We start from the raw sequence: 19988 nt of genomic DNA on the forward strand, positions 1-19988 counted from the left end.
TCAGCGCGTCGGGGCGAGGCTCCGCGCTGCGGCGGCCTTTTCGCCGAGGGCTGCGTCGAGCGCTTCCATTTCGGCCGGGGTGAGCCGCAGGCCGAGCTTGGTGCGGCGCCACGCGACGTCGGCGGCGGTGCGGGCCCATTCCCGTTCGACGAGGTGGTCGAGCTCGGCTTCCGTCAGCGTCGCGCCGAAGTCGCGGCCGAGGTCCGCCGCCGAGGCGGCATCGCCCAGGATGGCGCGCGCCGCCGTGCCGTAATGGCGCGCGAGGCGCCGCGCGTGGGCCGGCGCCAGGAAGGCCCAGCGGGCTCGGATCTCCGCCACCAGGGCTTCGAAGCCGTCGACCGGGAAATCGCCGCCGGGCAGCGGCTCGCGCCCCGTCCAGCCCGCGCCGAACCCGCCCGCCGCCGCCGGAAGGTGCGGCCCCATCAGCTCCAGCGCGTGTTCGGCGAGCTTGCGGTAGGTGGTCAGCTTGCCGCCGAAGACGCTGAGCAGCGGCGCCCGGCCCGCCCCCGCGTCGAGGTCGAGCACGTAGTCGCGCGTGGCCGCCTGGGCTTGGCCGTCGCCCTTGTCGTAGAGCGGGCGCACGCCCGAATAGCTCCACACGACGTCGGCCTCGGTGACGGGCCGCGCGAAATATTCGCTGGCCGAGCGGCAGATGTAGGCGACCTCCTCGGGCGTCGCCCGGACGTCGGCGGGGTCGCCCTCGTAGTCGCGGTCGGTGGTGCCGATCAGGGTGAAGTCGGTCTCGTAGGGGATGGCGAAGAAGATGCGCCCGTCCGGGTTCTGGAAGAAGTAGCAGCGGTCGTGTTCGTAGAGCTTCCGCACCACGATGTGCGAGCCCTGCACGAGCCGCACCTTGGCGGCCGCGTTCTGCCCGAGCGTGTTGTTGAGCACCTGCCCCACCCAGGGGCCGGCGGCGTTGACCACGGCGCCGGCGCGCACCGTCCGGGTTTGGCGCGTGCCGCGGTCCTGCAGGGTGAGGGTCCAGCCGTCGGCGCCGCGCTCGGCCGCGACCGCCCGGGTGCGGGTGAGCACCGTGGCGCCGCGGTCGGCGGCATCGCGCGCGTTCAACGCCACGAGGCGCGAATCCTCGACCCAGCAGTCCGAATATTCGAATCCCATCGTGTAGGCGCCGCGCTTCAGCGGCAGGCCGGCCGGGTCGGCGCGGAGGTCCAGCGTCCGGGTCGGGGGGAGCCGCTTCCGGCCGCCGAGGTTGTCGTAGATCAGCAGGCCGAGGCGCAGCAGCCAGGCGGGGCGCAGGCCCTTCTGGTAGGGCAGCACGAAGCGGAGCGGCCAGATGATGTGGGGCGCGATGCCCCACAGCACTTCGCGCTCCATCAGGGCCTCGCGCACGAGCCGGAACTCGCGGTGTTCGAGGTAGCGCAGCCCGCCGTGGATCAGCTTGGTGGCGGCCGACGAGGTGCCCGAGGCGAGGTCGTCCTGCTCGCACAGCAGCACCCGGTGGCCCCGCCCGGACGCGTCGCGCGCGATGCCGCAGCCGTTCACGCCCCCGCCGATCACGGCGAGATCATAGCTGGTGTCCAAGGCCGTCCTCCCGGGTGCGGCGTGGTCCGCCTCTGGGAGGCGACGATAAACGAAAATCGTTCACCGGCAAGCGATCAGGACGAACACCGAAACGAAAATGCGACGGCGCGGTGTCGCGGGACCGCGCGATCGGCTAGGCTCCCCGCGGAACCGACAACGAACGCCGCGGGAATCGCGGCGAAGCCCGGGGGGAACCATGGCGGTGCGGCTCAACCTCGCGGTCCGCGGCCTTTTCGCCACGCCCGTGGCGGCGCTGGAGGTGCCGGACGCCGGCCGCATCAATGCGGCGCTGTCGCGGGCCATCCTGGCCCGGCGCGACGCGCACCCGTCCGTCCAGGCGTCGAACGCCGGCGGCTGGCATTCGGACCGCGACATCCTCGGCTGGGGCGGCGCGGAAGCCGCGGAGGTGATCGAACTCGCCAAGGGCGTGGCGGCGCAGCTCACGGCGGACCGCGCGGGCGCGCCGATCCGCCCGGCCTGGACGGTTTCGGCCTGGGCCAACGTCAACACGGCCGGCCATGCCAACGTGGCGCACTACCACGCCGGCGCGTTCTGGTCCGGGACCTATTACGTCGAGGACGGCGGCTGCGCGGCGGACCCGTCGCTCGGCGGGGAGTTCGAGATGCTCGACCCCCGCGGGCCCGGCCCCGGCATGTACGCGCCGGCGCTGAAGTTCACCGGCGACGGCGCGTCGGTGGGCGGGGCGGAAACGATCCGGCCGAAGCCGGGGCTGCTGATCCTGTTCCCGTCCTGGCTGATGCACCAGGTGCGGCCCTATCGCGGGGCGGGCACGCGCATCTCGGTGGCGTTCAACTTCAGCCTGCCGGCATGAGCCTCGCGGCCGCGAAGGCGCCGACCCGGCGCCAGGTCGAGATCGTCGACCTGCTGCGCGAGAAGGGCCGCGTGACGGTCGAGGACCTCGCGGGCCATTTCGCCGTCACGCCGCAGACCATCCGCCGCGACCTGAACGACCTGTCCGACGCCCAGATGGTGGTTCGGGTGCACGGCGGCGCCATGGTGGCGTCGGGGGTGGTCAACCTCGCCTACGAGGCGCGCAAGCTCATCGCCGGGCCGCACAAGCGGCTCATCGGGGAAGCGGCGGCGCGGCTCGTGCCGGACCATTCCTCCGTGTTCCTCACCATCGGAACCACCACCGAGGAGGTAGCGCGGGCGCTGGGCAACCACGTGGGCCTGCTCGTCATCACCAACAACCTGCAGGTCGCCGCCGAACTGTACCGGAACAGCGGGATGGAGGTGGTGATCACCGGCGGCAGCGTGCGCCACGGGGACGGCGGCATCGTGGGTGCGCAGTCGGAAGCCTTGATCGCGCAGTTCCGGGTCGACCTCGCCGTGATCGGCACGTCGGCGATCGACGCCGACGGCACCCTGCTCGACTTCGACATCCGCGAGGTGCAGGCGCAGCGCGCCATCATCGAGCACGCGCGGCGCGTGGTGCTGGTGGCGGATTCGAGCAAGTTCGCCCGCTCGGCCCCGGCCCGCGTGGCGCATCTCGACGACGTCGACATCCTGGTGACGGACCGCCTGCCCGCCGCCGCCGCGGAACTGTGCCGGGCGCACGGCGTGGAGGTGGTGGAAGCGGGCGGGCCGCTGGACGGCGAGGAGGGGTGAGGGCGCGGGCGGGGTGGGACGCCAGCACCGCGCCCGCTTTCACGACCGCTCGGCCGGCCCGGCGATCTCCAACTTCAGCAGGCCGGCACGGCCCTGTAGCCGGCGAAGCGCCCCGCACCGTCGTAGACGGGCTGGCGGACGAGCGGACAGCCCTCGTCGGCGTAGGGACCGTCGATGCCGTCCGGCCCGTAGCCCGGGTCCGCATAGCCCGGCCCCGCCAGGGCGCCCCCGACCAGCGCGCCCGCCGCCAGGCCCCCGAGCACACCCGCCGCCACCCCAGCCCCGTCGCCACCTCGCCGGCGCACCTGCGCGTCGGCGGGCGAGGCGGCCAGGGCGGCGGCCATGAGGGCGAGGGCGGCGGCCGAAGCGGTCGCGTTGCGGAACAGAATGGGCATGGGATCACCGTGTCGATGTTTCGGCATCAACGGTAGACGAGCCCGCCCTGTTCCATCATCTTCAGATGAAGCTTCGTCCATGCAGGACGGATACAGTCGAGAAACAAGCCGTCCAGAAGACTGAGCCACACATCGAGTCACATCGACGGCATCGCGGCGACGGTGCGGCGGCGAAGCTTGCCGATGCGCCGAAACGGAGCCATGCTGCCGGGATCGGGAGCTGCCGACGTGGCCCGAGGCTGGGGAAACAAGCGCGATTGACCCAGGACCGTCACCGCGCTGTCCAGCACCGGTCCGCCGCGGCGGGCATCGAGGCCGTGACGCTGAGCACGGACCGCAGCTTCCCGCGCCATGCTCACGATCACCTCGGCTTCGGGGTCGTCGCCTTCGGGGGTCATCGGTCCTGGAGCGGGTCCGGCACCGTCGAGGCGGCCGCGGGCGACTGCATCATGGTCAACCCGGGCGAGATCCACGATGGCATCGCGGTGGACGGCGGCACGCGGGGCTGGCCGCCCTCGCCCGGAGCGCCGGGCCCGGCGGCACCTTCTGCTACACGTTCTTCAAGGCCGTCGGCCGCAAGCCCGCGCGACCGACTACCGGTTGAGGACGTGAGCGACCTTGTCGTAGATGACGCGGCAGCGCGGGCTGAAGCTCTGCCGCCTGCCGGTCATGCAGGCCAGGCCGTGGTCCTCGGAGGTCCAAACGTCGGGGCAGATCTGCATGGCTTCGCCCACGCAGGTCATGGCTTCCTGCTGCAGCGCGTCGGGGATGACGGCCTGCGGGGCCGCGACGCAGGGGGGCGCGGCGAACGATGCCGTGAAGGCGAGGAGGATGAGCAGGGGTCCGCGCATGGCGACAATGTGCAGGTTTCGACGTCGACCGTCCACCGCGACGTTTGATCACGGTAAGCGTCCATGGCGAACGTTGCCGGGGCGCAACGCCCGGCCCTTCGCGGCCGCCTCCCGCGCCGGCCGACGGACGCCGGCGTCGAAACGCGAACCCGTGCACGGGCTCGGGTCGAAGCTTCGCTTCAACGACGGCCCGACAGGCTGTAGGGTCCGGCGCGGAGGCCGGCACCCATGAAGAGCTCGATCGCGACCGTGTCGCTCAGCGGCGACCTGGAGGACAAGATCGCCGCCATCGCGCGCGCCGGCTTCGACGGCGTCGAGATCTTCGAGCAGGACTTCATCGCCTTCGACCATTCGCCGCGCGATGTCGGCCGCATGGTGCGGGACGCCGGCATGGAGGTGACGCTGTTCCAGCCGTTCCGCGACTTCGAGGGCCTGCCCGAGCCGTTCCGCGCCAAGGCCTTCGATCGTGCGGAGCGCAAGTTCGACGTGATGGCGGAGCTGGGCGCCGACCTCGTGCTGGTCTGCTCGGCCGTGTCGCCGCACGCGCTGGGGGGCGTCGACCGCTGCGCCGCCGACCTGCGGGAACTCGGCGAGCGCGCCGCCCGTCGCGGCCTGCGCGTCGGCTACGAGGCGCTCGCCTGGGGCCGCTTCGTCGCCGACCACCGCGACGCGTGGGAGATCGTGCGCCGCGCCGACCATCCCGCCGTCGGCATCATCCTCGACAGCTTCCACACCCTGTCGCGCGGCATCGACCCGGACAGCATCCGGTCGATCCCGGCCGACAAGGTGTTCTTCGTGCAGCTCGCCGACGCGCCGAAGCTGCAGATGGACCTGTTGAGCTGGAGCCGTCACTACCGCAACATGCCGGGCCAGGGCGACCTCGCGGTCGGGGCCTTCGTGGAAGCCGTGCGGGCCACGGGCTACGACGGGTATCTCAGCCTCGAAGTCTTCAACGACCTGTTCCGCGCCGCTTCGGCCGACACGATCGCGGTGGACGGGCGCCGCTCGCTGATCGCCATCGGCGGGGGCGCCCCGCTGCCGCCCCGCCCGCGCTCGACGGGGGTCGAGTTCGTGGAATTCGCCGTCGACGCCGCCGCCGGGGCGCGGCTCGCCGAAACGCTCGGCGCGCTCGGCTTCAGCCCGGCGGGGCGCCACCGCACCAAGGACGTGGCGCTGTGGCGGCAGGACGGCGTGAACCTCCTCATCAACGCCGAAACCCAGGGCTTCGCCGCCGCCGCCTTCAACACCCACGGGCCGTCGGTCTGCGCGCTGTGCGTCCGCGTCGACGATGCCCGCGCGGTGTTCGACCGGGCCGGGGCGCTGCTCGCCACGCCGTTCCGCCAGGGCGTCGCGCCCGGCCAGCTCGACATCCCCGCGGTGCGGGGCGTGGGCGGGTCGCTGCTCTACTTCATCGACGCCGCCAGCGACCTCGGCCGCCTGTGGGAGATCGACTTCGAACCCGTCCTCGGCGATGGCGCCGGTGCCGGCCTCACGGCCATCGACCATGTCGCGCAGTCGATGGACTACGACGAGATGCTGTCCTGGCTGCTGTTCTACTCGTCGATCCTCGACCTCGCGAAGACGCCGGGGCAGGACATCGCGGACCCGGGCGGGCTCGTCCACAGCGTGGTGCTGGAGAACGCCGACCGCTCGCTCAGCCTCGTGCTCAACGGCTCGCAGAGCAGCCGCACCGGCGCTGCGCGCTTCCTCACCGAAAGCTTCGGCTCGGGCGTGCAGCACGTGGCCTTCGCGTCGTCGGACATCTTCGCCACCGCCGAGCGGGTGCGGGCCGCGGGGCTCGCCGTGCTGCCGGTGCCGGGCAACTATTACGACGACCTCGACGCCCGCTTCGTCCTCCAGGACGGGCTGCTCGAGCGCATGAGGGCGAACGGCGTGCTCTACGACCGCGACGCCGACGGGGGCGAGTTCTTCCAGCTCTTCACCCGCACCTTCGACGACCGCTTCTTCTTCGAGATCGTCGAGCGGCGCGGCTACACGGGCTTCGGCGCCCCCAACGCCGCGATCCGGCTCGCCGTGCAGAACCGCCTGTCGCGGCATCCCGCCGTGCCGCGGGGGTGACGGCGCCTTTAGCCGGGGCGGGCCGCCCGCCGAAAGGCGTTCCCGCGGCGCGCCCGCCGTCGTAAACGGCTCCCGACGCCGCACGGCGCGCGCCCCGGGAGGACCAGCATGGACGATCGCCCCAACCCCGCCCCGCAGGGGGGAGGCCCCCTCGCCGGCCTGCGCGTCCTGGAACTCGGCCATTTCGTGGCGGCGCCCTTCTGCACGCGGCTGCTCGCCGACCTCGGCGCCGACGTCGTCAAGGTCGAGCCCCCGGGCGGCGACCCGGTGCGGCAGTGGGGCCAGCAGGTCGACGGCGCCGCCCCGTGGTGGTCCATGCACGGGCGCAACAAGCGCTCCGTCACGCTGAACCTGAAGCACCCCAAGGCGAAGCGCATCGTGCTCGACCTCGCCCGCACCGCCGACGTGCTGGTCGAGAACTTCCGCCCCGGCCAGCTCGACAGGATGGGGCTCGGGGACGCCGCGCTGCGCGGCGACAACCCCGGGCTCGTCGTGGCCCACATTTCCGGCTTCGGCCTCGACGGGCCCTACCGCGACCGCGCCGCCTTCGGGGTCATCGGCGAAGCCGTCGGGGGGCTGCGCCACCTGTGCAACCATCCGGCGGGCACGACCGACCTGCCGCCGGTGCGCATCGGCATCTCCATCGGTGATTCCCTCGCCGGCCTCTACGCGGCCTTCGGCATCATGGCGGCGCTGTGGCGGCGGGACGCCGCGAAGGCGGGCGACGGCAAGGCCCGCACGCTCGACGTGGCGCTGACCGATTCCGTGCTGTCGATGATGGAAGGCCTGCTGCCCGAATACGGCGTGCTGGGGACGTCGCGCGAGCCGGTCGGCTCCCGCATCCCCACGGCGGCGCCGACCAGCGCCTACCCGTGCCGGGACGGCAAGTGGATCGTCGTGGCGGCGAATTCCCAGCCGCTGTGGGCCAAGCTGGCGGCGCTGATGGGCCGGCCGGAGCTCGCCGCGGACCCGCGCTTCGTCGACAACCCCGCCCGCCTGGCCAACGTCGAGGAGCTCGACCGGCTCATCGCCGGCTGGACCCGCACCCTCGACGCCGTCGAGGCCGACCGTGCGCTCGAACAGGCCGACATCCCGTCGACGCTGATCTATTCCGCCGCCGAGGTCGCCGCCGACCCGCAGTTCCGGCAGCGCGGCATGGTGCGCGAGGTCGAGGATCCGGCCTTCGCCCGGCCGGTGCTCCACGCCGGCGTGGTGCCGCTGGTGGTGGACGACCCGGGCACGATCCGCTGGCCCGGCCCGGCCGTGGGGGCGCATACCGCCGAGGTGCTGGGCGAGCTCGGCATCGGCCGCGACGACGTCGAAGCCCTGCGGGCCGAGGGGGTCCTGTGATGGCGACGAACGCCGCCGTCGAGATCGTCGAGGTCGGCCCGCGCGACGGGCTGCAGGGCATCGGCCCCTTCGTGCCCACGGCCGCCAAGGTCGACATGGTGGAGCGGCTGCACGCCGCCGGCCTGAAGCGCATCGAGATCGGCTCCTTCGTCAGCGCTTCCGCGCTGCCGCAGATGCGCGACACGCCGGAACTGCTGCGCCACTGCGGGGACGCCCTGCCCGGCCTCGTGCCCCAGGTGCTGGTGCCGAGCCGGCGGCGCGCGTCGGACGCGCTGGCGGCCGGCGCCCGCTGCCTCGCCTGGGTGATCTCCGTGTCGGAGCCGCACAACCGCTCCAACGTGCGCCGCTCGCCCGACGAATCCGCCGCGGAATACGAGGCGCTCGCGGCGGAGCTGCCGCCCGGCACCTTCATGCGGCTGAACCTCGCCACCGCCTTCGACTGCCCCTTCGCGGGGCGGGTCGACGAAGCCGCCGTGCTGGCGATGCTCGACCGGCTGGTGCCGGCCCTGCCCGATGCCGAAGTGTGCCTCTGCGACACCACGGGCCGCGCCGACCCCGCCCATGTGGCGTCGCTGTTCCGCCGAGCGGTGGCGCGCCTGCCCGGCACCGCCTTCGCGTTCCACGCCCACGACACCTACGGGCTCGGCACCGCCAACGTCCACGCCGCCTACGAGGCGGGCGTCCGGGTGATGGACGCTTCGGTGGCCGGCCTCGGCGGCTGCCCCTTCGCGCCCGGCGCCACGGGCAACGTGGCGACGGAGGACCTGGCCTGGATGTTCGCGCGCCGCGGCGTCGCCACGGGCATCGACATGGACCGGCTGGTGGCGGTGGCGCGCGACGCCGCCGCGCTGCCCGGCGCCACCGCGGGCGGCCGGGTGCGGGCCGCGCTGGCGGCGGCCGACCGGCTGTGCGGGACCGCGCCGACCGTGTAAGAGCGGCGGTCGACGATCCGGACCGCCGGGGAGCGCGAACGCGCGCCGCCGCCCGTGCGGCGCAACGCGACGGAGATGCATCGGCGTTTCCGTCGCCCGGTATCGGCGACGAAGCGGAACGCAGGCCCGGCGAACGGGCCGCGCTGGGGGAAGGACACCAGGATGGCGATGGAGATCGAGAACCCGCTGCTGCGCCCCGGCGCGCCGGTGGGCGCCTGGTGGGAAGGGTTGACGCCGCGCCACTGGCGCATCCTGTGGGGGGCGTACCTCGGCTGGATCTTCGACGGCTACGAGGCCGTGGCGCTGGTCTACGCGCTCGGCCCGGCGCTGAAGGCGCTGCTCACCCCCGACCAGGCGAAGACCACGCCGTGGTATCTCGGCCTCGCCATCGGCATCACGCTGCTCGGCTGGGGCATCGGCGGCCTCGCGGGCGGCGTCGCGGCGGACTACATCGGCCGCAAGCGCATGATGCTGGTGTCGATCCTCGGCTACGCGCTCCTGACCGGCCTCACCGCCTTCGCGACGAGCTTCGCCGCGCTGGCGGCCCTGCGCTTCGTCACCGGCCTCGCCATCGGCTCCGAATGGTCGACCGGCATCGCCCTCGTGGCCGAAACCTGGCCCAACCGCGCCCGGCCGAAGGGCTGCGGCTTCCTGCAGTCGGGGTTCGGCTTCGGGGCGCTGCTGGCGGCCCTCGCGTGGCTGCTGATCCCGGCCGGCGGGATCGGCGGCATCGAGCCCTGGCGCATCATGTTCGCGCTGGGCGCCCTGCCGGCCTTCGTGTGCCTCTACCTGCGCGGCTCGATGGAAGAATCTGAGCGCTGGATGGAAGCCGTGCGCGAGCACCGCTGGGCCGCCACCGAGCACGCCGGAAGCGCGGCGCCGTCCCGGGCCGCGCGGCCCTTCTCGCTCGCCGAAATCTTCCGCGAACCGGAAAGCCGCCGCCGCGTGCTGCTGGCGACCTCCATTTCCTTCGCCGCCACCGTGGGCTGGTGGGCCGTGTCGTCCTGGCTGCCGATCTACACGGCGGGCCTCGCCAGGGCGGCGGGCCAGGACCCCGCCGTGTGGGGCCCCCGCATCGGCGTGATCTACAATTGCGGCGCCATCTTCGCCTACCTGATCGCGGGCTTCGTCGCCGACGCGATGGGGCGCCGCATGTTCCTGGTGATGACCTACGCGGGCTGCCTCGTCGTCACGGCGCTGACCTACACCTGGACGGGCTCGCTCGAAGCCTTCGCCGTGCTGGCCTTCGCCAACGGGTTCTTCACGCTCGGCTTCTCGTTCTGCTGGATGGCCATCTACCTCGCCGAGCTGTTCACCTCGCCGGTGCGCGCCACGGCGTCGAGCTTCGTGTTCAACGGCGCCCGCCTGGTGGCCTGGGTCTTCCCCATCATCGCGGGGCAGATCGTGGGCGAGTTCGGCGGCGTGTCCAACGCCGCCCTGATCATGAGCAGCGTGTTCGTGATCGGCCTCGTGGCGCCCTGGTTCATGCCCGAAACCACCGGCAAGCCGCTGCCGGCGTGAGGATGGTGCGGCAGCGCCGTCGCGGGGTGAAATCCGGGGCCGCGCCGGAACGGGGCGCTTTGCAGCTTCCGGGATTGAAAGTAGCGTTGCACACCGAATCAGGAGCAGCCATGCGTCCGTCCCTCGCCGTCGTGTCACTCGCCGGGCTGATCGCCCTCGCGGCCTGCTCCAAGCCGGAACCCGGGCAGACCGGGCCGGCCGGCCCCGCGGGGCCTCCCGGTCCCGCCGGCGCGCAGGGCCCCGTCGGCCCCGCGGGCGCGATGGGCCAGGCGGGGCCGGCCGGTCCCGCGGGTCCCCAGGGGCCGCAGGGCGCGCCCGGCGCCAAGGGATTGGCCGGCCCGGCCGGACAGGCGGGCGCCAAGGGCGATGCCGGCCTCGACGGCAAGGGAGGCAGCCCCGGCATCCCCGGCCCCAAGGGCGACGCCGGCCCGGCGGGTCCCGTCGGCCCGTCGGGCCCTGTCGGTGCCGTGGGCCCGGCCGGCCCCGCGAGCGATGCCGCGAAGGCGGTCTTCACCCTGCGCAGCACGGCCGGCCAGCCCGGACAGGCGGTCTCGGCCGCGTGTCAGGCGGGGGAGCAGATCGTGGCGGCGACCTGCTCGACGGGCGCCACGATCGGCGACGACGGCAAGGCGTCCTGCCCGGCGCCGGCCGACGCCGCCGCATCGGCCCGGCTCACGGTGTCCTGCGCCAGGTAGCGGGGCTCAGGCCCGGCCCGCCTCGTCCTCGATCCGCTCGGCCTCGGCCCAGGCGGCGTCGAGCAGGCTGGCCAGGCCCGCGAGGTTGGCGGATTCGGCCATGGCGACCAGCGCCGGCAGGGCGCGGGCGACGCCCCGCGCCGCTTCCGCCGGGTCGACGCCCGGCGCCACGCCTTCGTCGCGGCGGCGCCGGGGGGCGGAGCGTTCATAGACGTGGGGGCGACGCATGCTGACCTTCGGGTTCGGCAACCGTCCCCGCCGGAGCCGCGCCGTGCGGCGTCGGGCCGCCGGAGGGGCGCGGGACGGGTCGGCCCGCGGGATCGCTGGGCCGCCCGCCGCGGTGGACCACGGAACGGGCTGCGACGCAACGTCGCGAGCCCCGGCGCTGCCTCACGCCCGTTCGTAGGTGCCGATCAGCAGGCCCTTGGCCATCACATGTCCCTGCATCGCCTCGACCAGCGCGCCGCGGCCCGGCTCGGCGTCGAGCGACAGGGCCGCGTCGAGCGCGAAGACCTGCACGGCGTAGCGGTGCGGGCCGTGGCCCGTGGGCGGGTCCGGCGGCAGGTATTCCGCCTTCAGGAACGAGTTCTTGCCGAGATGGTGGGCGCGACCCTGCGCCCCGGCGCTCTTCAGCTCGCCTTCGGCGAGGGCGCCGTCGCGCCCCGGCAGGCCGAGCAGGATGGTGTGGACCAGCGGGGCCGGCGTCGGGCTGTCGGCGTCCTCGATCACCACCACGACCTCCGCGGCGGCGGGCGGCACGCCGCGCCACGCGAGCGGCGGCGACACCTTGCGGCCGTCCTCCGTGTGGTCGGCCGGGATCGGCGCCCCGTCGGCGAAGGCCGGGCTCGACACCGCGATGCCGCCGGGCGCGCCCTGGAAATCCGCGTTGATCATCAGTTTGTCGAGGCCGGGGCCGACGCCCCGCAGCGCTTCCCCGACGATCTTGGGCATGTGTTCGAGCATCGCATCCTCCGTGTCGCGACAACGCGCCGCGACCGCGCGAGGATGCGCGGCGCCGCGCTTTCGCCGGAATCGCCGCGGCTGCTAAGCAAGGGCGCACCGAAGAAACCCGCGCGATGCCGCCCGGATGCGTCCCGGCATCGAGCGGGGTTTCACGGGCCCGCCCGCGCGACCCCGGCCCGGGGGAGCGCCGGCCCGCCGCCGCAAGGACACCGCCCCATGAGCCAGCTCGACCCCGACCGCGACTTCGTGGCCCTCGGCATCGCGGTCGTCACCGTGTCGGACACGCGCGACCTCGCGGGCGACCGCTCGGGCGACACGCTGGCCGAGCGGCTGGGGGCGGCGGGCCACCGGCTCGCCGGGCGCGCGATCGTCAAGGACGACGTGGACGCGATCCGCGCCGCCGTGTCGGGCTACGCCGCCGACCCCGCGGTCGACGTGGTGCTGACCACGGGCGGCACCGGCTTCACGGGCCGCGACGTGACGCCCGAGGCCGTGGAAGCCCTGTTCACCAAGCGGATGGACGGCTTCTCGGCCGTGTTCCACCGCATCTCCTACGACAAGATCGGCGTGTCGACGATCCAGTCGCGGGCGACGGCCGGCCTCGTCGGCACCACCTTCGTGTTCGCCCTGCCGGGATCGCCCGGCGCCTGCCGCGACGCCTGGGACGGCATCCTCGCCCACCAGCTCGACTATCGCGCCAAGCCCTGCAACTTCGTCGAGATCCTGCCGCGGCTCGACGAGCACCTGCGACGCAAGGGGTCGTGAAGCGCGAGGGTCGCGGCGGAACGGAAGCGCCCCCTCACGTCTGCCCCGGCTTCAGCGTGTAGAAGATGTGGTGCCCGATGGCTTCGGTGCGCGTCAGCGCGCGCGCCCAGCCGGGGCGCACGTAGGTGGCGTGGTAGTGGGTGGCGCCGCCGACGTCCGACACGTAGGTGGTGCCGTCCGTCACCTCGCGGGCGATCCGCACGGCGCGGTTCCACGATTCGCCCTCGCTCACCCGCAGCGCGTGGCCCTCGCAGGTGAAGGAGAACTGGCACGCGTTGCGGCGCTGCTGGTTCTGGAACACCACGCCGCAGACCGAGCCCGGGTAGAGGCCGCTGGTGGCGCGGTTGAGCACCACCTGGGCCACGGCGGCCTGCCCCTCCTCGGGCTCGGAGCGCGCTTCGAAATACACCGCCTGCGCGAGGCACCGCTGCTCGGGCGCGGATTTCGCGCGGTCGAGCAGCGCCGCATAGTCGGGATGGACCTGGGCCACGCCCACGACGGTGCGGTCGCCGGTGATGAGCCCGTGCGGCCCGCGCGAGAACTTCGGCAGCGCCGCGATCTCGATCGGCGTGCCGTCGGCCAGCGCCGGCGTGGTGGAGGCCAGCGACACGGCGCGGCCGACCGGGGGCGTCGAGCCGTCCTCGGCGTGCGGCGTCGTCGAGCCCGCCTCGGCCTGGGGCGAGTTGGCCGACCGCGTGCGCCGCGTCGTGACGGGGAGGTCGTGCGGCAGCGGCTGCAGCCGGCTCGGGTCCGCCCAGGCGGAGTCCACCGGGACGGCGGCGAAGCCCGCGCCCTCGGCCCCCTCGTCGCCGGGCCCGAAGGCGGCCGCGGCGGCCCGGAACCGCGCGAGCGCGCCCGCGGCCCCGAGCCGCGCCGCGAAGGTCGGCCGCACCGGCACGGCGGGGTCGCGGCGGGGCGCGCGGTCCACGACGACGCCCGGGGACCCGCCCGCCTTCATCGCGATGCGGGGCTCGACCTCGTCGGCGGCCGGTGCGGCGCCGACGGCCAGCAGGTCGCCCGGCGGCAGGGCGAAGCCGGCACCCTCGGTCGCGGCGGCGAGCGGGACGAGGTCGCCCGGCATGGCAGGCCCGGCGTCGGTCAGGCCGACGCGCGTGCTGGCCTGCATGGGCTCCTGCCCGGCTTCGGCGCCCATCGACACGAGGAGCCCGCCGGCCAGCGCCCAAGGCACCACCGTCAGCCCGGCCCAGGCGAGGCGGGACCGCGACCGCGCCTTGCGGCGCACCGCCATGCGGCTGCGATGCATCCCCGTCGTCCCCGTCCGGCATGGTTAACGAAACACTCCGTCCCTTATCGGCGCGGGTCCTTGCGGAGGCGTTAACGCCCCCCGCTTTCGCGCGGCGGTGGAGATGCGGGACAAGGCCGCGGTTTTGCGGCAGAAAGGCCGGACGCTCCCACCCGAAGGCCCCCCATGACCGAAGCCGCCGCCCCCTACGACACGATCCTGGTCGAACGGCGCGGCCGCGTCGGCCTCGTCACGCTGAACCGGCCGAAGGCGCTGAACGCCCTGAACCGCCGCGTGATGCACGAGGTGACGCATGCCGCCGCAGCCTTCGACGCCGACCCGGAGGTCGGCTGCCTGGTGATCACCGGCTCCGAGCGCGCCTTCGCGGCCGGCGCGGACATCAAGGAGATGGCCGAGGCCGACGCCATCGCGATGTACATGGAGGACGGGTTCGGGGGCTGGATGGCGCTGACCCGCGTGCGCAAGCCGATCGTCGCCGCCGTGTCGGGCTTCGCGCTCGGCGGCGGCTGCGAACTCGCCATGATGTGCGACATGATCATCGCCTCCGACACGGCGAAGTTCGGCCAGCCCGAGATCAAGCTCGGCATCATCCCGGGCATCGGCGGATCGCAGCGGCTGATCCGTGCCGTCGGCAAGGCCAAGGCGACCGACCTATGCCTCACCGGCCGCATGATGGACGCCCAGGAGGCCGAGCGCTCGGGCCTCGTCGCCCGCGTGGTGCCGGCCGGCGACTTCATGGCCGAGGCGATGAAGACCGCGGAAGCCATCGCCGCCATGTCGCTGCCCGCCCTGATGGCGCTGAAGGAATGCCTCGGCCGTGCCGACGAGGCGAGCCTGGCGGAAGGGCTGCTGTTCGAGCGCCGCGCCATCCAGGCGCTCTTCGCCACCGCGGACCGCCGCGAGGGCATGGCCGCCTTCGTCGAGAAGCGCGCCCCGAACTTCACCCACCGCTGAGGGACCGCCGATGGGCACGATGGCGCTGGCGATCCATGGCGGCTGCGGGGTGATGAGCCCCGGGAGCCAGCCCGAGGCCGAGTGGGCCGAGGCCCGCGCGGCCCTGGCCGAGGCGCTGGGCGCCGGCTGGCGCGTGCTGTCGGCCGGCGGCCGCGCGCTCGATGCCGTGGAAGCCGCCGTGGTGGTGCTGGAAGACAGCCCCCATTTCAACGCCGGCCATGGCGCGGCGCTGAACGCGGACGGCGAGCACGAGCTCGACGCGTCCATCATGGACGGCGCCGGCCGGCTCGCCGGCGCGGTGATCGGGGTGCGCCGGGCCCGCAACCCCGTGCGGGCCGCCCGGGCGGTGCTGGACGGCGGCGAAGCCGTGATCCTCGCCGGCCCGGCCGCCGACGCCTATGCGGGGGCGCGCGGCGCGGCGCTGGTCGACCCCTCCTACTTCACCACCGAGCGGCGGCGCGACAACCTCCTGTCGATGAAGGCACGGGGGCAGGCCGGCACGGGGGCGGCGGCCTCCGAAGCCGAGAAGCACGGCACCGTGGGGGCGGTGGCGCTCGACCGCGACGGCCACCTCGCCGCCGCGACCTCCACCGGCGGCTACACGAACAAGCCGGCGGGCCGCGTCGGCGACAGCCCCATCCCGGGCGCCGGCACCTACGCGGAGGACGGCGTCTGCGCGGTGTCGGGCACGGGCCAGGGCGAGGCCTTCATCCGCCACGCGCTGGCCCACGACGTGGCGGCGCGGATGCGCTACCGCGGCGACGCGCTCGACGCCGCGACGGCGGGCGTCATCGCCGACCTCACGCCGCGCGGCACCGGCGCCGGGCTGATCGCGCTCGACGCCGCCGGCCGGGTCGCCATGCCCTTCAACACCGGCGGCATGTTCCGCGGCTGGGCGACGCCGGACGGCGACGGCTTCGTGGCGACCCACGGGCAGGTGTTCGCCCTCGGGCGGCTCGGCGCGTGAGCGAGGCGGGCCCGATCGCCGTCTACGTCGACGCCGATGCCTGCCCGGTGAAGGCGGAGGTTCTAACCTCGGGTATCAAGGTTTTCATCGTTGAAACCAATCACTTACATCCTGGGGCACTATGAAATGGCCCGCCCAGGCTACCACTGGGCTACCGAGACGTTGGAAAGGGTCGCCGCTGACCGCGCCTCCGAGATGGACGAGGATCCTTCGTGGAAAAGGGACGGCGTTCCGTTTGGCCCCGCCGACATCCCGCCGCCGTACGTCGCGCCGGGGGAGATCGGGCTTGCCGATGCCGTGCGATCCTTCTGCGCGAGAGTGAGCGGTTTGCCGCACGAGCGATTGATCGGCCCAGAGGTCGCTCACCTCGCTCAGCCGGTGCGGGACCTTCTCGTTAAAGGTCGGGTGAAGGTGACGTGTATCCCACACGGCTCTCCACCACGCGACGTCCATGAGGCTGCCTTCAGAGACGACGGGACGTGGTTCGCGACGCTGTGGGATCAGAGCCAGCTCCCCATCCGCCCCGAATTTGGGTTAGTTCCCGGCTTCCTTGTCTTGGACCGGAAGGCTTTCGAGGAGGGCATATCCAGTGACCTCGGCCTCGTCGACGCCACAGCATTCCCGGTAGACACGGCGAAGATCGTCGCTCCGAACGATCGCTTGGCGGTGGCCTTCGCGTTCGCGCGTGAGCTCCAAGAGCGGTTTGATCTTTGGCTCGATTACCCTTTCAACAGGGAAGCGGCCTTGTCCCTGGCAAAGCAGCTTTTGGCTGAGCAAGGACGGGGTTACCAGTTCAGCGACAACATTATCAGAGTGCTTATCACCTTGATCGGCAATCCCAAGTGGGACAGGAGGCCGCCACCTCCGGACGAGGAAGGCCGTCGCAGTCAGAACCCGGAGAAGCCGTTTGCCGGGGTTGAGTACCCCCGCGGTCGAAGTTCTTAAACCGCTTCCTGGAGCCGGTTTGCAGGGAGGAGGAGAGTGCGGAGCACTCCGGCAGACAGTGCCGAACTGTCTGCCTCTTCCTCCCTACCCTGCCAAACTGCTTCTTCCCGGAACCGCCATGAGTACGGTATCCCGGAGCAGGTAAGTGGAAGCGCCTCCCGTTTTTCATCGCACCCCGACCCCGCACGAGAGCGCGGGCGGGTACTTCAACACGACCAAGTCAGCGGATTTCCTGGGCCTTGCAACGCGGACCCTCGAACGTCACCGCCTTGATGGCACCGGTCCCGTGTTCATGCGGCTCGGTCGTCGCATTCTGTACCACCCCGACGATCTCAGGGCGTGGGCTCAGCAGCACCGGTACCGGAGCACTTCTGAGCCCTCGGTGACGCCGACGCGTGTGATGCAGAGGTCGCTCCGCCGGGCTTGAGCCCGCACGCCCTCTGATCTCCACAATCCAGGAATTCTCACTCGCTGCGAGGCTGAGGAGGATCCGCACGATCAATAACGACCGAGTGCATCCCGCTTGCCGGAATGCAAACGCCCACCTATGCAAAGGTGGGCGCGTGCCGGCCGAGGCCGTTACCAAGAGCGTGTGACGACACTCTTGTAGTACCTCGCCTTCATCTGCACAAGGGTGAAACGAAGTCGGCTCTGCCGACAACGCCGGTCCGCGCCCGCTCGCCGCCAAGTCTGCGAGCTACTTATGTTCTACCATGAACGGCGCGATCCGGCCGAGGCCGAGTTTTGGCGCCGTGTCCTCGACCGAGATCCCGCATCGCTATCTGATCCGGCTCCGACTCTCGACGAAGTCCGCGCAGAATTTGCGGCGGAGAAGAGCAGGCGCGATCTAGTCACCGCGCTCACGAAAGCCGGTTTCTGGAATCTCGCGCAGGTTATCCTCGCAAAATCCAAAGCCTCTATCGGAGTGTCGGCGACGGGAGGTGCTGAACCCGCGCCGACCGGTATGGATCCGTCAGCGGATCAGGTCGAGCCCGAGGGCGACTACTTCCGTCCGGATGGAACGTCGGCGCGGATCAGAGCGTGCGAGCTACGCTCTGCCGATCCGCTCGAAGTCGGCGTGGCGCCGGCCGAGGTTTTTCGCCTTCAGCTTCATCCACTAGCTATCCCGTCCGAAGAGCCAATCTCCGCCTTCAAGGACAACTCACCTACCCCTCAGGGAGCAGATCGCGAGATCGCGGGTGCGCTTCGTCGCACAAAAGCCACAATGCAATTTCCCGCGTCGGACTCTATCGAAAACAGGCCGCAAGAGCCTGTCACTGCTCAACTTTTGCCGGGTGTGGGTGCCTCGCCTGTGCTGGAGCCGACCTCCACCCCCTCTTTATTAGGTAAGGGCGGCGCCGATCCAACCGATCAATGGTCCCAATCGTCACAGCCGAAGCGCACGCGCCGTCGCCGCCCCTCCACACCTCGGAAGGGCAAGGGGAAAGCCAAGCTCAAGAAGCTCAAGACTATACCCTTCGCGGACCACGAGGACATAGAGACGGCGTACCTCGTGGCGCACGCACTCGGCTACCCGTTCAACGTCGCCCTCGACTTCAATCCCGGCATCGACCACCTCGATGATGCAGCGAGGGTGAGGTTTTGGGCCGACCTCGTGGTCAACATCAGGTCTTATGTCGCATCCCGTCGGGACGCCCGCGGGAAGCCGCCGTCGTGGTGGCAGCTCGTGCTCATCGGCGCCCGCGAGTCACAGCGTCACAACCATCTACGCGAGCACTTCCACACGCTCATTCACGTCCCTGACAATCAGGAGCTTCGTCACCTTCGAAAACATTTGAATGCGATGGCTCGGAAGGACGATCGGATATGGTGCCGCGACATCGTCGTCAGGAAGGTCGACGAGGAGGAACAGATCGACGGTGAACGGATCGGTTCTGCGCTCAACTACCTTCTCAAGGCCGCCAGCAAAGAGACGATCGGCAAGCATCCTTGGATGATCTACAACCGCTCGGGCTTCATCGCGGGCAAGCGGACGAGGATAACCACGAACCTCACCGATCCTAAGGTGGTGGCCGCGACCGAGGAACAGGTCTCCATGCTCCGCCGCCTTCGGGAGGAGAAGCGCTCCATCCTGATCGCGCGGATCCTCAGATCACCGCTACCTTGGGAGTGATCCTCGACCTCGAGCCTGGGTCAGCCGGGTGCCGAGCTTCGACGGTACCGGATGTGGAGCATCCGGAGACGAGCAGAAAGAAGCCCCAAAAACATCTATCTAAGGGGCTTCTTTCGGGGACATGGACGGGCGTACAGGATGTGGCGCAGGGCCGGTCGGGTGACCCTCGACCTGGTCGAGGAGGCTTCATCCGGAGGAGAGCGAATTCTACCCTCTTTTGCCCCTGGAAGGGGCATGGAGATCGAGGGCCGCGCCGGTGCCGGACGTGGTGCTGGGTGGGTGACGGCGCTCGACGGTTCCGGATGAGGCTGTCCCGAGGGGAGAGCGAAAGAAGCCCCAACTATTTTTAAGGGGCTTCGTCTCGGGCTTTTCCGACGGTGCAGGATGTGGCTCGGGGCACCCGCCGCTTGCCGGCATCGACTGCGGGCGCGCCCTGTCTGTGCACCGTGGGACCCGTCGTGGACGTCTTCCCAGCCCGACCCGCTTCGTCTCGACGGACGGACTGGCCGCGGCGCTCTTAGATTCGCGATCCGCGCCCGGCGCCGTGGCGAAAAGATATCTGCCACCAGCCGTAAAGGCCTCGACCCTCCCATGAAGCTTCCCGGTCGTGATCGTGCCGGAGGGGATCGGCTTGGGAAATTTCATCACCGGGCGGTTGCCGTCCCGCGCCGTCTTGGACGAGTTCCGGCCCTGTCTGGCCGACGTCGACCGGGGCACGACGCCCGCGGCGCGGGCCTTCGTGGTGCTCGATGCAGCCGTCACGGCTCACGTTCAAGCCCTCGACTACCTCGTCCACGACGTCGGGGGCGAGTCGAACTGCCCACGCTTCTTCGACAGATCGAGGTGTCTCAAGTCGCGGCTGTTTCTCGGATAATACCAATCGCTTGAAGTCGTGACTCACGTGGACAGGGGGCGGGCTTTCTGGTTCGGTTTGGCTTCCTTGCTGGGAGGCTGACCATGGCGGCTGGGATCGCGATCACGCGGCAGGATGAGAGCGCTGCG

Annotated in this window: 21 protein-coding genes; 15 read left to right on the top strand and 6 right to left on the bottom strand. The window is 71.7% G+C overall.

The annotated features are described in order from the left end of the window. A complete protein-coding gene (gene glpD / locus D3273_RS15520; protein ID WP_129227797.1) occupies positions 1-1542 on the bottom strand; it encodes a glycerol-3-phosphate dehydrogenase in 1542 nt (513 codons plus the stop codon). Between the two features lie 196 nt (positions 1543-1738). Between glpD and D3273_RS15525 the strand changes: the two genes are divergently transcribed. Both D3273_RS15525 and D3273_RS15530 read left to right on the top strand, forming a co-directional pair. Beyond that, the gene (locus D3273_RS15525) at positions 1739-2374 is read left to right on the top strand and encodes a TIGR02466 family protein (protein ID WP_165359516.1); all 636 of its coding nucleotides are present in this window, start codon (positions 1739-1741) and stop codon (positions 2372-2374) included. Beyond that, positions 2371-3171 (top strand): DeoR/GlpR family DNA-binding transcription regulator, encoded by an 801-nt coding sequence (locus D3273_RS15530; RefSeq protein WP_129227799.1) that lies wholly within the window; start codon positions 2371-2373, stop codon positions 3169-3171. Before D3273_RS15525 ends, D3273_RS15530 begins: the two co-directional genes overlap by 4 nt. A 74-nt stretch (positions 3172-3245) precedes the next feature. Here the strand turns inward: D3273_RS15530 and D3273_RS28800 are convergent, their stop codons facing one another. Both D3273_RS28800 and D3273_RS29200 read right to left on the bottom strand, forming a co-directional pair. Continuing rightward, a complete protein-coding gene (locus D3273_RS28800) occupies positions 3246-3566 on the bottom strand; it encodes a hypothetical protein (RefSeq protein WP_207210788.1) in 321 nt (106 codons plus the stop codon). Positions 3567-3703: 137 nt separating this feature from the next. Beyond that, positions 3704-3964, bottom strand: coding sequence for a hypothetical protein (locus tag D3273_RS29200; RefSeq protein WP_245501199.1), 261 nt, complete (start codon positions 3962-3964; stop codon positions 3704-3706). Here D3273_RS29200 and D3273_RS15540 point away from each other — a divergent pair. The 6 genes from D3273_RS15540 (at position 3884) to D3273_RS15565 (ending at position 10994) form a co-directional block, all read left to right on the top strand. After that, a complete protein-coding gene (locus D3273_RS15540) occupies positions 3884-4465 on the top strand; it encodes an AraC family ligand binding domain-containing protein (protein ID WP_245501198.1) in 582 nt (193 codons plus the stop codon). The two genes, D3273_RS29200 and D3273_RS15540, sit on opposite strands and share 81 nt — an antisense overlap. A 180-nt stretch (positions 4466-4645) precedes the next feature. Next, a complete protein-coding gene (locus tag D3273_RS15545) occupies positions 4646-6496 on the top strand; it encodes a bifunctional sugar phosphate isomerase/epimerase/4-hydroxyphenylpyruvate dioxygenase family protein (protein WP_129227801.1) in 1851 nt (616 codons plus the stop codon). Between the two features lie 108 nt (positions 6497-6604). Continuing rightward, positions 6605-7846 (top strand): CaiB/BaiF CoA transferase family protein, encoded by a 1242-nt coding sequence (locus D3273_RS15550; protein ID WP_129227802.1) that lies wholly within the window; start codon positions 6605-6607, stop codon positions 7844-7846. Beyond that, positions 7846-8778 carry a hydroxymethylglutaryl-CoA lyase gene (locus D3273_RS15555; RefSeq protein WP_129227803.1) on the top strand — a complete coding sequence of 311 codons (933 nt, stop codon included), beginning with the start codon at positions 7846-7848 and terminating at the stop codon, positions 8776-8778. The genes D3273_RS15550 and D3273_RS15555 overlap by 1 nt, the downstream gene beginning before the upstream one ends. A 162-nt stretch (positions 8779-8940) precedes the next feature. Continuing rightward, positions 8941-10299 (top strand): MFS transporter, encoded by a 1359-nt coding sequence (locus tag D3273_RS15560; RefSeq protein WP_245501192.1) that lies wholly within the window; start codon positions 8941-8943, stop codon positions 10297-10299. Positions 10300-10409: 110 nt separating this feature from the next. Then, positions 10410-10994 (top strand): collagen-like domain-containing protein, encoded by a 585-nt coding sequence (locus D3273_RS15565; protein WP_245501193.1) that lies wholly within the window; start codon positions 10410-10412, stop codon positions 10992-10994. A 6-nt stretch (positions 10995-11000) separates the two neighbouring features. On the opposite strand, the gene D3273_RS15570 is transcribed toward D3273_RS15565, so the two are convergent. Then, the gene (locus D3273_RS15570; protein ID WP_129227804.1) at positions 11001-11222 is read right to left on the bottom strand and encodes a hypothetical protein; all 222 of its coding nucleotides are present in this window, start codon (positions 11220-11222) and stop codon (positions 11001-11003) included. Positions 11223-11384: 162 nt separating this feature from the next. After that, positions 11385-11957, bottom strand: coding sequence for a YbhB/YbcL family Raf kinase inhibitor-like protein (locus D3273_RS15575; protein WP_129227805.1), 573 nt, complete (start codon positions 11955-11957; stop codon positions 11385-11387). Positions 11958-12173: 216 nt separating this feature from the next. On the opposite strand from D3273_RS15575, the gene moaB reads away from it, so the two are divergent. Then, on the top strand, positions 12174-12722 hold the full coding sequence (moaB, locus tag D3273_RS15580; RefSeq protein ID WP_129227806.1) for a molybdenum cofactor biosynthesis protein B: 549 nt from the start codon (positions 12174-12176) through the stop codon (positions 12720-12722). Positions 12723-12756: 34 nt separating this feature from the next. Here the strand turns inward: moaB and D3273_RS15585 are convergent, their stop codons facing one another. Beyond that, complete coding sequence (locus D3273_RS15585; RefSeq protein WP_245501194.1) at positions 12757-13986, bottom strand: cell wall hydrolase; 1230 nt, start codon at positions 13984-13986, stop codon at positions 12757-12759. A gap of 165 nt (positions 13987-14151) precedes the next feature. On the opposite strand from D3273_RS15585, the gene D3273_RS15590 reads away from it, so the two are divergent. The 6 genes from D3273_RS15590 to D3273_RS15615 all read left to right on the top strand — a co-directional run bounded on the left by D3273_RS15590 (position 14152) and on the right by D3273_RS15615 (position 19860). Further along, positions 14152-14940: an enoyl-CoA hydratase gene (locus tag D3273_RS15590; protein WP_129227807.1), complete on the top strand. Its 789-nt coding sequence runs from the start codon at positions 14152-14154 to the stop codon at positions 14938-14940. Positions 14941-14950: 10 nt separating this feature from the next. Further along, on the top strand, positions 14951-15907 hold the full coding sequence (locus D3273_RS15595) for an isoaspartyl peptidase/L-asparaginase family protein (RefSeq protein WP_129227808.1): 957 nt from the start codon (positions 14951-14953) through the stop codon (positions 15905-15907). A 90-nt stretch (positions 15908-15997) separates the two neighbouring features. Next, positions 15998-16852 (top strand): hypothetical protein, encoded by an 855-nt coding sequence (locus tag D3273_RS15600; RefSeq protein ID WP_207210789.1) that lies wholly within the window; start codon positions 15998-16000, stop codon positions 16850-16852. 145 nt (positions 16853-16997) lie between these two features. Next, positions 16998-17279, top strand: a complete 282-nt coding sequence (locus D3273_RS29205; RefSeq protein ID WP_129227810.1) for a helix-turn-helix domain-containing protein — start codon at positions 16998-17000, stop codon at positions 17277-17279. 276 nt (positions 17280-17555) lie between these two features. Further along, complete coding sequence (locus D3273_RS15610; RefSeq protein WP_129227811.1) at positions 17556-18986, top strand: hypothetical protein; 1431 nt, start codon at positions 17556-17558, stop codon at positions 18984-18986. Positions 18987-19617: 631 nt separating this feature from the next. Continuing rightward, positions 19618-19860, top strand: a complete 243-nt coding sequence (locus D3273_RS15615) for a hypothetical protein (RefSeq protein ID WP_129227812.1) — start codon at positions 19618-19620, stop codon at positions 19858-19860. The last annotated feature ends 128 nt before the right edge of the window (positions 19861-19988 follow it).

The organism is Lichenibacterium minor (assembly GCF_004137685.1).
GTDB lineage: Bacteria > Pseudomonadota > Alphaproteobacteria > Rhizobiales > Beijerinckiaceae > Lichenihabitans > Lichenihabitans minor.